The 12350-nt window shown below is 46.7% G+C and carries 9 protein-coding genes and 5 tRNA genes; 9 read left to right on the top strand and 5 right to left on the bottom strand.

The window, feature by feature from the left end; translation table 11 throughout:
- Positions 1 to 190: 190 nt before the first annotated feature.
- From ACRCZA_RS13530 to ACRCZA_RS13520, 3 genes are all read right to left on the bottom strand, one after another.
- Positions 191 to 267 (bottom strand) — tRNA-Met (locus ACRCZA_RS13530).
- Positions 268 to 327: 60 nt separating this feature from the next.
- A tRNA-Met gene (locus ACRCZA_RS13525) sits at positions 328 to 404 on the bottom strand.
- A gap of 38 nt (positions 405 to 442) precedes the next feature.
- Positions 443 to 519 (bottom strand) — tRNA-Met (locus ACRCZA_RS13520).
- 257 nt (positions 520 to 776) lie between these two features.
- Here ACRCZA_RS13520 and rlmKL point away from each other — a divergent pair.
- The 5 genes from rlmKL to rmf all read left to right on the top strand — a co-directional run bounded on the left by rlmKL (position 777) and on the right by rmf (position 7288).
- Positions 777 to 2906 carry a bifunctional 23S rRNA (guanine(2069)-N(7))-methyltransferase RlmK/23S rRNA (guanine(2445)-N(2))-methyltransferase RlmL gene (gene rlmKL / locus ACRCZA_RS13515; RefSeq protein ID WP_438674939.1) on the top strand — a complete coding sequence of 710 codons (2130 nt, stop codon included), beginning with the start codon at positions 777 to 779 and terminating at the stop codon, positions 2904 to 2906.
- Positions 2899 to 3129 carry a glutaredoxin family protein gene (locus tag ACRCZA_RS13510; RefSeq protein ID WP_438674938.1) on the top strand — a complete coding sequence of 77 codons (231 nt, stop codon included), beginning with the start codon at positions 2899 to 2901 and terminating at the stop codon, positions 3127 to 3129. The genes rlmKL and ACRCZA_RS13510 overlap by 8 nt, the downstream gene beginning before the upstream one ends.
- 1 nt (position 3130) lies before the next feature.
- Positions 3131 to 5056 carry an ABC transporter ATP-binding protein gene (locus ACRCZA_RS13505; RefSeq protein WP_438674937.1) on the top strand — a complete coding sequence of 642 codons (1926 nt, stop codon included), beginning with the start codon at positions 3131 to 3133 and terminating at the stop codon, positions 5054 to 5056.
- A gap of 27 nt (positions 5057 to 5083) precedes the next feature.
- On the top strand, positions 5084 to 6928 hold the full coding sequence (locus ACRCZA_RS13500) for a DUF3466 family protein (RefSeq protein ID WP_438674936.1): 1845 nt from the start codon (positions 5084 to 5086) through the stop codon (positions 6926 to 6928).
- Between the two features lie 183 nt (positions 6929 to 7111).
- Positions 7112 to 7288, top strand: coding sequence for a ribosome modulation factor (rmf, locus tag ACRCZA_RS13495; protein WP_006082074.1), 177 nt, complete (start codon positions 7112 to 7114; stop codon positions 7286 to 7288).
- A 223-nt stretch (positions 7289 to 7511) separates the two neighbouring features.
- Here the strand turns inward: rmf and fabA are convergent, their stop codons facing one another.
- Entirely contained in the window at positions 7512 to 8027 is a 516-nt protein-coding gene (gene fabA / locus ACRCZA_RS13490) for a bifunctional 3-hydroxydecanoyl-ACP dehydratase/trans-2-decenoyl-ACP isomerase (protein WP_438674935.1), read from the bottom strand.
- A 74-nt stretch (positions 8028 to 8101) separates the two neighbouring features.
- On the bottom strand, positions 8102 to 9835 hold the full coding sequence (locus ACRCZA_RS13485) for an AAA family ATPase (RefSeq protein ID WP_438674934.1): 1734 nt from the start codon (positions 9833 to 9835) through the stop codon (positions 8102 to 8104).
- 221 nt (positions 9836 to 10056) lie between these two features.
- Between ACRCZA_RS13485 and ACRCZA_RS13480 the strand changes: the two genes are divergently transcribed.
- From ACRCZA_RS13480 to uvrC, 4 genes are all read left to right on the top strand, one after another.
- Positions 10057 to 10147: transfer RNA gene (locus ACRCZA_RS13480), tRNA-Ser, on the top strand.
- A 286-nt stretch (positions 10148 to 10433) separates the two neighbouring features.
- A tRNA-Ser gene (locus ACRCZA_RS13475) sits at positions 10434 to 10524 on the top strand.
- A 390-nt stretch (positions 10525 to 10914) separates the two neighbouring features.
- Positions 10915 to 11559, top strand: coding sequence for a UvrY/SirA/GacA family response regulator transcription factor (uvrY, locus tag ACRCZA_RS13470; protein ID WP_438674933.1), 645 nt, complete (start codon positions 10915 to 10917; stop codon positions 11557 to 11559).
- Positions 11560 to 11619: 60 nt separating this feature from the next.
- A partial coding sequence (gene uvrC / locus ACRCZA_RS13465; RefSeq protein ID WP_438674932.1) for an excinuclease ABC subunit UvrC occupies positions 11620 to 12350 on the top strand: 731 nt, incomplete at its 3' end.

Raw genomic sequence — 12350 nt, 5'->3', positions numbered from 1 at the left:
AATGTAGTTTGAGTGATGCTTTACTATGATCTTGATTGTGTTTGGTTGGATGGGGTATTTAGTCTGGTTGAGCAGTTAGTCTGGTTGAGCAGTTATATGCGAGATCATGCGCTGCGGGCGGCAATCTGTTTGGGAGTATCTAGGAGTAGTGGGTAAGTGGATGATAAGGTAAAAGTCGATACATCTAAGTTGGTTGCGGGAGCTGGATTTGAACCAACGACCTTCGGGTTATGAGCCCGACGAGCTACCATGCTGCTCCATCCCGCGTCCGATATTGCTGTATTGAGTGATTTGACTTCTACTCTTGAAGAATGGCTACATCTAAATTGGTTGCGGGAGCTGGATTTGAACCAACGACCTTCGGGTTATGAGCCCGACGAGCTACCATGCTGCTCCATCCCGCGTCCGATATCTATCTGTATTTATTACCTTTGCTTTAAATTGGTTGCGGGAGCTGGATTTGAACCAACGACCTTCGGGTTATGAGCCCGACGAGCTACCATGCTGCTCCATCCCGCGTCCGTCTTCAAAGCGGGGCAGACTATAACGGCAGCGACTAGGCAATGCAAGGAACAATCGTAAAAAATGGGATGAATGCTCAAATATAAAGCGTAGTGCGGGGATTTCAGGCGATTTGCCGCTCTCGATGGCGGCTAAAGGGCATTGATGTGGCTTGGTGGACCGACTAATTCTGTGATTGGCTAATAACTGTTTATCTTTTATGTATTCGAGCAGGTATAATGTCGCTTTGATTTTGACTGCGTACTGATTATCCCATGCTGAATTTTTTTGCTGCTGCCCCAAAGGGCTTTGAATATAGCTTAGCCCAAGAACTCACCGCCTTTGGTGCCACTGAGATTAAAGAAAGTGTTGCGGGTGTGTATTTTACCGCGCCTTTAGCCTTAGCGTACCGCATTACTTTATGGACTCGTTTAGCTAGCCGTATCGTGCTGGTTATCTATAAAGGCAGCTGTGAGTCGGCCGAGCAATTGTATAATGCTGCTTATTGTATTGATTGGCCTGCGCATTTTTCTAATAAAAATACCTTTAGTATCGATTTTCACGGTACGGGTGGCTTCATTAATAATACCCAATTCGGCGCGCTGAAAATTAAAGATGCGATAGTCGATAGGTTTCGTGACGATGGTGTAGAGCGTCCGAATGTCTCGCGTACCGATGCCGATTTTAAAGTCGATGCACATTTCCGTAATGGTGTTATCACCATCGCCATGAATTTCTCTGGCCCCTCTTTGCATCAACGGGGTTACCGTTCTACTACTGGTGAGGCGCCCTTAAAAGAAAACTTGGCCGCCAATATGTTAGTGCGTAGCGGCTGGCAGGCCTCGCCTTGCACCTTACTTGATCCTTTTTGTGGTAGCGGTACCGTGCTGATTGAAGCGGCATTAATGGCGGCAGATATTGCCCCTGGGTTGCAACGTAGCCGTTTTGGCTTTGAACATTGGCGCCGCCACGATAATGCCTTATGGCAAGATATTGTTGCCGAAGCCAAAGCCCGCGCCTCGCTGGGCATAAAGCGTTGTGATATTCAATTTTACGGTTCGGATATCGATTCGCGCTTAGTCGCGCTGGCGAAACGTAACGCTGAAAATGCCGGCGTGCTCGAGCTTATTGAGTTTAAGGTGGCGAATGCCCTGACGATTGAGCCGCCTGCAGCTGAAGGTTATTTGATCACCAACCCTCCCTATGGTGAGCGTTTAGGCAACGTTTCGGAACTTTTGCAACTTTATTATCAACTTGGCGATAAGTTTAAAAAAGAGTTTGGTGGCTGGAAAGTCGCCATGCTGTGCAGCGATGTTGAGTTAGTCTCATCGCTTAAGCTCAAAGCCGATAAACAAATGAAGATGTTTAACGGTGCCTTAGAGTGTGCCTTTAATCTTTACACGTTGCATGCTAACAGCACGCGCCGTGATACGCCGGTATTACCTGAAGGCGTGGATATTGCCGATATCGCCCCCGCGTTTGCTAACCGCATTAAAAAGAATGCCAAACAGTTAGAAAAATGGGCCAAGAAAGAAGGCATCGATAGTTACCGAATTTATGATGCTGATATCCCTGAATATAACGTGGCGGTCGATAAATATTTAGACCATGTGATTGTGCAGGAATATATGGCGCCAGCCACCATTCCGGAGGCGGTCACTAAGCGTCGTTTAAGTGATGTGTTATTGGCCCTGCCTGCGGCGATCGGGATTCATCCAAACAAAATCATCATGAAAACCCGCGAGCGCCAAAAGGGCACCAATCAATATCAAAAGTTAGATGAGCGCAAATTAGAGCTGATTACCACTGAGTACGGCGCTAAGTTCAAGTTGAATTTAACCGGTTATTTAGACACGGGTTTATTCCTAGATCACCGCTTAACGCGGCGCCTTGTTGGCCAAAAAGCCAAAGGCCGCAGAGTGTTAAACCTATTTTCTTATACCGGTTCGGCCTCGGTACACGCGGCGCTGGGCGGGGCGAAGTCGGTCACAACCGTTGATATGTCGAATACCTACCTTGCGTGGGCGAAAGACAACTTTGCGCTTAATGGTTTGCAAGGTAAGCAATATGAATTTGTTCAAGCCGACTGCCTGCAATGGATCCGTGATTGTAGTGAACAATTTGATTTGATTTTTATCGATCCACCGACCTTCTCTAACTCCAAACGGATGGAAGACTCCTTTGATGTGCAGCGGGATCATGTCGACTTGCTGGCCGCGTTAGTGAAATTATTAAGCCCAACGGGTGAGTTAGTGTTCTCCAATAATAAACGTAAGTTCAAGATGGACATCGAAACACTCACTAAGATGAACATCACAGTGAAAAACATTGATGACATCACTTTGCCAATGGATTACAAGCGTAACCCGCATATCCACAATACTTGGTTAATTACCCATGCCTAAGCCTGACTATGTGTTATATCACACTGAGGGGTGTCATCTGTGTGAATTAGCCGCCGCCTTGCTCTTGCAGGCGGGGGTGACATATCAAGCCATCGACATTTGCGATGATGAAAAATTAGTAGAGCGTTATGGCGCATCGATCCCTGTGCTGAGTGCCGGGGAGGAACAGCAGTTATGTTGGCCATTTAACGCTACGCAATTACAAGCGTTTATAGGAGCTTAGTTTGAGTCTGGTTCGTATCAATAATGGCTCTTTAGCCTATGGTTACACCCCGCTGTTGCAAAATGCGGATTTTAGCATTGAACGCGGCGAGCGGGTGTGTATTGTGGGGCGCAATGGCGCCGGTAAGTCGAGTTTACTGAAGATATTAGATCGTGAGGTGTTGCTCGACGAAGGTGAATTTAATATCGATGGCAATGTGACGGTCAGCCGTTTACAGCAAGATCCCCCTAAGGCCGAGCAGGGCACGGTATATGCCTATATTGCCGCAGGCCTTAAAGAAGTGGGTGAAGCGTTAGAGCGTTATCATCAATTGTCCCATGATGTGGCCCACGCCTCACCCGAAATGATGGAGCGCATGCTCAATGAAATGCAGGCCCTGCAAGAAACCTTAGATCATTATAACGGTTGGCAATTAGACTCACGCATTCAACAAAATTGTGAATTGTTAGGCTTAGATCCGGATAAATCCTTGAGTGAGTTATCGGGGGGCTGGCAACGTAAAGTCGCCTTAGCGCGCGCCTTGGTCAGTGAGCCTGATTTGTTGCTGCTCGATGAACCAACCAACCATTTAGATATTGATACCATCGAATGGTTAGAAAAATTCCTACTCGATTATCAGGGCGCCATTGTGTTTATCAGCCACGATAGGGGCTTTATTGCGCGTATGGCCACGCGGATTGTCGATTTAGATCGCGGCGTGGTGACCTCATGGCCCGGCAACTATCAGGCTTATCTTGATGGTAAAGCGGAATGGTTACGGGTCGAATCTGAAAAAAATGCCCTATTTGATAAGCGCTTAGCCGATGAGGAAGTGTGGATCCGTCAGGGGGTGAAAGCCAGACGTACCCGTAATGAAGGACGCGTGCGGGCGCTTAAAGCCCTGCGCCAAGAGCGCAGCGAGCGCTTAAATCGCCAAGGTAACGCCAAAATGGCCGTGGCCGAAACTGAGCGTTCAGGTAAGTTAGTCTTTGACGTTAAAGACTTAAATTACAACTTGCCCGATAAAAATTTGGTGAAAAACTTTAATACTACGGTAATGCGTGGCGATCGCATCGCATTAATCGGGCCTAACGGTTGTGGCAAATCTACGTTGATTAAGTTGCTCATTGAACAGTTGCAGCCCCAATCGGGCGAAGTGAAAGTGGGCACTAAGCTAGAAGTGGCCTATTTTGACCAATATCGTGAAGCCTTAGATCCGGAGCAAACTGTTGAAGATAACGTCGGCGAAGGTAAAAAAACCATTACTATCAATGGGCAAGACCGCCATATCTTAAGTTATTTGCAAGACTTTTTATTCTCACCGATGCGAGCGAGAACGCCAGTAAAAGCCCTCTCTGGTGGTGAAAAAAACCGCTTATTACTGGCAAAATTGTTAATTCGTCCAGCCAACCTGATCATTCTTGACGAACCGACAAACGATCTTGATATTGAGACCCTAGAATTGTTAGAGTCGCTGCTAACCGAATATCAAGGCACCCTATTATTAGTGAGCCACGATAGGGCGTTTATTGATAATACCGTGACCAGCAGCTGGTGGTATGCGGGGAACGGCCATTGGAGTGAGTACGTCGGTGGTTATCAGGATGCGGTAAATCAGGGCGCAAAGTTTTATTCTGAGGAACCTAGTGCAGTAAAAGCGGTCGAAGCTCCAGCAACCTCGACTCAGACGGTTGAGGTTAAGGCCAGTGAACCGGCTAAAGCGTTGAAAAAACTGTCTTATAAGTTACAACGTGAATTAGAATCCTTGCCAACCTTGATGGAACAGTTAGAAGAAGAGATCAATGCACTGCAAATCGCCATTGGGGATCCCGATTTTTACAATCAGGCGCAGGAGAACGTCAATCAGGTATTAAGCCAGTTGGCGGATAAAGAACAACAATTGGAAGTTTGCTTCGAACGCTGGGAAGAGCTTGAGTCACTGAAGTAAACCAATAAAAAAATGGGAATAGAATTAATGAAGTTAAAGTTGGATGTAGCCCTGTCCTTGGTTGCCATTGGTGTCCTTGGTGTGTTGAACAGTGCCCATGCTGCACCTGTCTATGAAATTGTTAACATTGACGATTTTGATCTCAAAGGCACCTTGGACGGCACACGCAATGGCTATGCCATGGGCGTGAATGCCAATGATGAATTAGTGGGTGTGTCAAAGGGCAAGAAAAAACTCAGCACCTCCGATGTCGAAGGTGAGGGCGATATCTTTGATGATGAAAACGACGGTATCGCCCCCGAAGAAATCATTAGCTATTCGATTAATAACCCTATCATAGCCAACAACTTTGCTTTTGTGGCCGCACAAAATGGCACAGAGGGCGCTTGGCTGCCCACCTTTGAGAGTATCAATGGGACGACAGTACCAAGTGATACCAGTGTGATTAATTCCGTTGATACCTTCTATTACGGCATCAATGATGCAGGCCTTAAAGTCGGCACGATGACGGCTAAAGAAAAGAAGACCTTAAACACTTCTACAACGGATGTTACCGACGATTATTGGTATTTCCGGGATTATGAATACCGTGGTGTTGCCAAAGTGGCTGATGCTGAGATCCCTTTACCACCACCTTATACTCAGTACGTCAAAGATGATAAAACCGTCGAATTAGGTGGTTGGTCAGCGGCCACCGCCGTGAATAATCTTAACCTAGTGGCCGGTTATGCCAGTACAGGGATCAGTAAATATGGCGCCGAGCGGGTCGATTTTTGTCTCAGTAAAGATAACACGTTGCCAGTCGATGTTTGCGTGCAACGGGAGCAATATCCTAACAGCAGTGGTACCCGTAACATTCAATATCAGACACGCGCCTATGTGTGGCAAATTGATGAAAATGGGAGTCCTGTCGGTACCGAGTTACCTTTGGGCTTAACGCCAGCGAGCGATAATACATTAACGCTAACTGCTCAAGCCATGGGGTTAAACGATAACGGTGTCGTGGTGGGGCGTTCGCATGTTTACCGAAATGGCAGCAGTAAAGCGTTAGCACAAGATGCCGCCTATTGGGCGAAAGATGCCGAGGGTAAATATAAGTACCACTGGATCCCAATGGGTAATAAGATTTCGAGCTCTATTGCCTATGATATTAACGATAACGGTATTGTGGTCGGCAGTTATCGCAGTTACATTCAAGGTTATCCCCGCGATAAGTTCTTCCATTTTGATATTAATACCCCAGAAGTGGGTTATGTGACGCCTAACGATTTTTCGTCAAAACCCACAGATCTGTCGAGCAAACCGAGAGATATCAACAACAAAGGTCAAGTGGTCGGTTATATTGAAACCACCTATGATAAAGAAAAACCACGACCTAAAGCGGGATTTTTGTTTGATAAGTCGACGGGTGAATTTAGTAACTTAAATAGCCTATTGACTTGTGCATCAAAAGGGTTTGAACAAGATAAAAACGGTAATTGGCAACGGCATCAGATCCTCGTCGAGGAAGATGGTTCAGGTAAAACCCTGACTTATGACGCCGATATCATGGTCGTAGAAGCCAACAGCATTAATGAAGAAGGCACCATTGTTGGTACTGCTTTTATTCGTAAGCCAATCTATCAACGTGATACCGATGGTAATATTGTCCTTGGAGATAATGGTAAACCTTTATTTGAACTCAATGGTAAGGGTGAGCCTGTTACTGGTTACATTCCCCGGATGGTGGTGCTAAAACCCGCAGCGAGTGATGCCCAGGCCTGTACGGTGGATGACAGTGTAGATACCGGCAACTATGAGCGCAAAGGTGCGGCCTCTTTCATGTGGTTATTTGCGTTACCCTTACTCTGGTTGCGTCGTCGCGTAGGTTAAGTTTCGCGGGTTCGCATTTAAAAAGTCGAGGCATAATGCCTCGATTTTTTTTAACTATGTTCTCAATAGTTTAATAATTAGGCGATAAAATGAACGTTTTTTTGATTGATCTTACCAAGAAAAAGCACTATTTCTATGGGTGAAGCTGTTGCTTCTATTTCACGTAGAACAGAGGACGCTTGCATGAAAAGACAAAAACGAGATCGTTTAGACAGAGCTTTTTCAAAAGGATTTCAAGCTGGTGTTGGTGGGCGCTCTAAGGAGCTCTGTCCATATGCAAATCTTGATTCGCGATCGCAATGGTTGGGCGGTTGGCGTGAAGGTGTGGATGGCCGGGTAAATGGATTGTTTAACAAGTAACCGCTGCGAGTGTGTTAGCTGACGGCGTTATGGACGATTAAGGTATGGCTGAATGAGTTATGGATGAATGAGTTCAACCGTGATGACCTCAATCAGTCACACCGTCATGCAATGTATTGCCCTCAGATGAGGGCATTTTTATGGCATGCATTTTACCAGAGAAACGAGGTAGGCTTGAGTTAGTACGATACTCAGTACGATACTCAGTACGATAGTTAGTACCTTAGAATGTTGAAGTATCGCTAAAAACCCCGACTTTGAGATCGGTAGCGCTGTAGATTTGTCGGCCATCGACTTCCAGAATAGCATCAGCAATCCCCATCACCAGTTTGCGATGAATGGTGCGTTTAATATTTAATCTGTATGTGACTTTTTTCGCGCCGGGCAACACTTGACCGGTGAATTTGACTTCACCGACCCCCAAGGCTCTGCCTTTCCCTTCGGCCCCTTCCCAACCTAAGTAAAAACCAACGAGCTGCCACATGGCATCTAACCCTAAGCAGCCTGGCATCACGGGATCGGCGATGAAGTGGCAGCCAAAAAACCACAGTTCTGGATTAATATCAAGTTCAGCAACAATTTCACCTTTGCCAAATTCACCGCCATCATCGTTGATGGTAATGATCCTATCGATCATCAGCATGTTATCTACGGGAAGGCGAGGGGAATTTGGGCCAAAGAGTCTCCCGTGGCCACAGGCGATGAGTTCTTCTTTATTGAAACTGTTTGCTTTATTCATTATTTTACTACTCCAGCAATAAGAGTCGCCAAGATTAGCGAACACGTGTACGCTAAACAACTCCGATCAGCTAATTAGCGGCGAAATAAGCCAATTTTTGCGAGTAATTTTGATATTAAGCCGAGTTCCTCATCACCGTTGCCAGCAAGTTTATCCAATCGTTCTTGAACGAGACCATATAAGGAGTCATGAGGGAAGTCATTGTCCTCATCGGCCACGCCTGCGGGCATTTGCATTAATAGCTCAACCGCTTCATCCATATGCTCAATTGCATAAATGTGGAAGAGGCCTTGGCCTACAGCTGTTATCACTTTAGGCGCGAGATTCAGTTGCAGCACATTGGATTTGGGCATGATCACGCCCTGTTCGCCCGTCAGTCCGCGTCGTTCACATAAATCGAAGAAACCCTCAATTTTTTCGTTAATGCCACCAATCGCCTGTACATTGCCAAATTGATCGAGTGCGCCGGTAATCGCTAAGGATTGCACAATCGGTTGCTCGGCAATGGCAGACATCAAGCAGCAATATTCAGCTAAGGAGGCGCTGTCCCCGTCAATTTCTTGATAGGACTGTTCAAATACGATATTGGCATTGAGGTGTAAGGGCGCATCGCGACCAAAGATCCGATATAGGCAGGCCGAGAGGATCATCATGCCCTTGGCGTGAATATTGCCGCCTAGCTCTGATTTTCTTTCAATATCAGCAACTTCACCATCACCGTAATGTACCGATGCCGTAATGCGTGCCGGCTCACCATAGCTATAGTCAATGGCATCGATTACCGTTAAGCCGTTGATTTGCCCTACCATAGCACCGCTAGTTGGCAGATTTATGAAATGATCATCAAAACTTTGGCGAGAAAATTCTTCAGAACTATTATGACGAAAGTGAGCTTGCTTAAGTGCAGTATCAATACTATTAGCATCAATATGACTGCTGCCGCAGTAAGCCTTGGCCTGAGCCATTAATGAAGCAAAATCGAGCATAGATAAACTCAGGCGGCGCTGATGCTCGGTGAGGCGCGCGCTGTGGCGAAAGAGTGGTGCGAGGCTTGATTGCGCTAGGGTAACATTGACGCTGTGGGCAACGGTTTGCAGCCAAGCTGCATATTGCGAACTGCTGTAGCGGTTTAAGTCAATTTCACTGGCGAGCTCTGCCAGTAGGGTAAAATGCCGTTGAAATTGCCAATCTTCAGTGCGCACTTGGCTATATAGCATGCCGGCGCCAACAAGTATAATCTTACAATTCAGAGGAATAGCAGGTAATTGGCTGCAAATCTGATACGTTTTTTGTGCCAGAATTTGCATCACTAAGTCCCACAAGCCCTCACGTTTCCATAATGATTCGGCACAGATGAACAGATATTCGCACTGGCTGAGTGCGCCAGCTTGGTAGTGAGTGCCATGAGCCGATTGAACCTTTTGGCCGAGTAACTCTGCGCGGCGAATATTTCCGCTCAAATAACGATATTGGGTATTTTTCTCTGCAATACACTCAAGCGGTGTCTCTGGTGGCTCAACTTGCCATTGAGCCGAGATGGTGTTGTCGGCCGTTGGCGCCGTGACTAAGTACGCCTTAGGGCCCTTTTCGACAGTTTGCATCAAGGCTTGTATGAATAAGTGGCGATCGATTCCTGGAAAATCTGCGAGGTAGAGTTGCTGATCTGCAATCGTTGCGTGCAGTTTTAACGCATCAAGCGCGCGCTCTTGCCCCAGTAAGAGGGCGGCGACATTCGCAGGGGAGGTCGATAGGCTCGGCAGATTAAATTGAGGAGCGAGTGACGATGTCGGTATCAAGAGTGGGTTCATATAAACAGTTACCATGGAAAGTTGAGCCGATTTTACCATACCAAGGCGGTAAGTCTCTTACTGTATAGGCGTTTTTGCGCAGCTTTAGCAGATTATTCATCGTAATAAACTCAAAATTAGTCTGAAAAAACATCACGCTGAACATAAGATGAGCATTTAGACAAAAATTGCAAAATTGAGGTTTACAACTAGCGGCGATACTTATATTATTTGCGCCGTCCGGAGGGGTGGCAGAGTGGTTTAATGCACCGGTCTTGAAAACCGGCGTGGGTTTATAGCCCACCCAGGGTTCAAATCCCTGCTCCTCCGCCATATTCAGTCAAAAAGGCCGCTACTTAGTTAGCGGCCTTTTTGCATTTGGGCCATCCGTTAAATTTGTTTCATCAGTTATATTTATTCCACCTGTTACATTTGGGCATCCGTTAGCAGCGACCTTGATTGGGGAAGGCCGATCTCCTCAAAGTCCTCCAAACGGGCGAATTATTGGACACCAATAGCTGCAATTTAAGCATGTTGCTGGCTAAATCATCAGTTGGCACGTTAATCAATAAATTTAAGTTTACACTGGCAGCAGACCTCGCTATTATCTCGCTCGTTCGGAGGGGTGGCAGAGTGGTTTAATGCACCGGTCTTGAAAACCGGCGTGGGTTTATAGCCCACCCAGGGTTCAAATCCCTGCTCCTCCGCCATATTCAACAAAAACGCCGCTAATTTATTAGCGGCGTTTTTGTTTGTCATTTTGGTGCTTGTCAATCTTGGCGTATCTCGCCGCTTATCTTTGTTGACTTGCGGGATGGTTTACCGCAGTGATGGTTAAGATGTTGACGATAGCGCGGCTTTAAGAGGTTGGCTCTTCAGCGATGTGGCCATGAGTTTGCCGATGGTGACCTCGGGGCGCATTGCTTACGGCAAAGGTATTTAGGGCCGTTTCTTTAAATATCATCAAGTTAACAATATATATTTTTATGCTTTGCGAAATAGGCATGTTGGGCTAAATTAGCCCCATAAACTCGTAATCCCGCCACTGGATTGACGGTTTTCTGCAGTGGCTAGGGCGAAGAAGATAAAGGTGGGTTAAGTTGATATCAATATATTTAGTTGACGATCATGAGCTTGTGAGAACCGGGATCCGCCGAATTTTAGAAGATGAACGGGGTATTAAGGTAGTGGGGGAGGCCCCTGATGGTGAGACTGCCGTACAGTGGGCGCGCCATAACGAAGCCGATGTGATCCTGATGGACATGAATATGCCAGGCATGGGTGGATTAGAGGCGACCCGCAAAATTTTGCGTTATCAACCTCATGCAAAAATCATTGTGTTGACGGTGCATACTGAAGATCCTTTTCCAACGAAAGTGATGCAGGCGGGGGCATCGGGGTATTTAACGAAAGGCGCGACGCCGCCTGAGGTATTGCAAGCCATCCGTCAGGTTTCCCGCGGCCAGCGTTATTTATCGCCCGAAATTGCACAGCAAATGGCGCTGAGTCAGTTTAATCCTGCTGCTGAAAATCCGTTCAATGCGCTATCGGAGCGTGAGCTGCAAATCATGCTGATGATCACCAATGGCGAGAAGGTGAATGATATCTCTGAGCAATTGAACCTCAGCCCTAAGACGGTCAACAGTTACCGCTATCGATTATTTGCTAAGCTTGGGATCAGTGGCGATGTCGAACTGACCCGTTTAGCCATTCGCTATAAAATGCTCGATGCGGGGCATTTTTAAGTGTGAACGCTAAGGCGTTAATGGGCGCGCGGGTTACTTATTCAGCTGGGTGGATCAATGATGTCGACGGGTTTTAACCCCCAAAGTTTTTTGCGGACGGTGTCTTCCTCTGCTGGCGTGTATCGCATGTATGACGTCAAAGGGGCGGTGATTTATGTCGGTAAAGCCAAAGATCTTAAAAAGCGCCTATCGTCTTATTTTCGTAAGCATTTAGGTAATATTAAGACTCAAGCGTTGGTCTCGCATATTCATCATATTGATGTCACCTTGACCCACAGTGAAACCGACGCGCTTTTGCTTGAAAATGACTATATCAAGCAATACATGCCGAAATACAATGTGTTATTGCGCGATGATAAATCTTATCCTTATATTTTATTAAGCCAGCACGAGCATCCACGCCTTGCTTACCATCGCGGGCCGCAGCGGGAAAAGGGCCAGTACTTTGGGCCCTATCCCAATGGCGGTGCGGTGCGTGAAAGTTTGCATTTGATGCAAAAATTGTTTCCTATCCGTCAGTGTGATGATCTCTATTACAAATCCCGTACTCGGCCCTGTTTGCAATACCAGTTGTCCCGTTGCAGTGCGCCTTGCGTCGGTAAAGTCAGCAATGCTGAATATGACGAGCAGGTCAAACTCGCGAGCTTGTTTTTAAAGGGTAAAGATAAACAAGTTATCAGTGAACTGGTGGCGAAGATGGAAGAGGCCGCCGAGCAGCAAGCCTATGAGCAAGCCGCAAGGTTTCGCGATCAAATCATGGCGCTGCGCCGAGTGGCTGAGCAGCAAGAGGT

Origin of the sequence: Shewanella sp. (assembly GCF_051658185.1) — a bacterium.
Classification (GTDB): Bacteria; Pseudomonadota; Gammaproteobacteria; order Enterobacterales; family Shewanellaceae; genus Shewanella.
Note: the sequence above shows the minus strand (reverse complement) of the source record. Positions and strands in the feature narration are given on the sequence as shown.

Bases quoted from the DNA above. Each gene is read 5' to 3' on its own strand.
- rlmKL (WP_438674939.1), top strand. From the start codon at position 777: ATGCTGAATTTTTTTGCTGCTGCCCCAAAGGGCTTTGAATATAGCTTA.
- ACRCZA_RS13510 (WP_438674938.1), top strand. From the start codon at position 2,899: ATGCCTAAGCCTGACTATGTGTTATATCACACTGAGGGGTGTCATCTG.
- ACRCZA_RS13500 (WP_438674936.1), top strand. From the start codon at position 5,084: ATGAAGTTAAAGTTGGATGTAGCCCTGTCCTTGGTTGCCATTGGTGTC.
- rmf (WP_006082074.1), top strand. From the start codon at position 7,112: ATGAAAAGACAAAAACGAGATCGTTTAGACAGAGCTTTTTCAAAAGGA.
- fabA (WP_438674935.1), bottom strand. From the start codon at position 8,027: ATGAATAAAGCAAACAGTTTCAATAAAGAAGAACTCATCGCCTGTGGC.
- ACRCZA_RS13485 (WP_438674934.1), bottom strand. From the start codon at position 9,835: ATGAACCCACTCTTGATACCGACATCGTCACTCGCTCCTCAATTTAAT.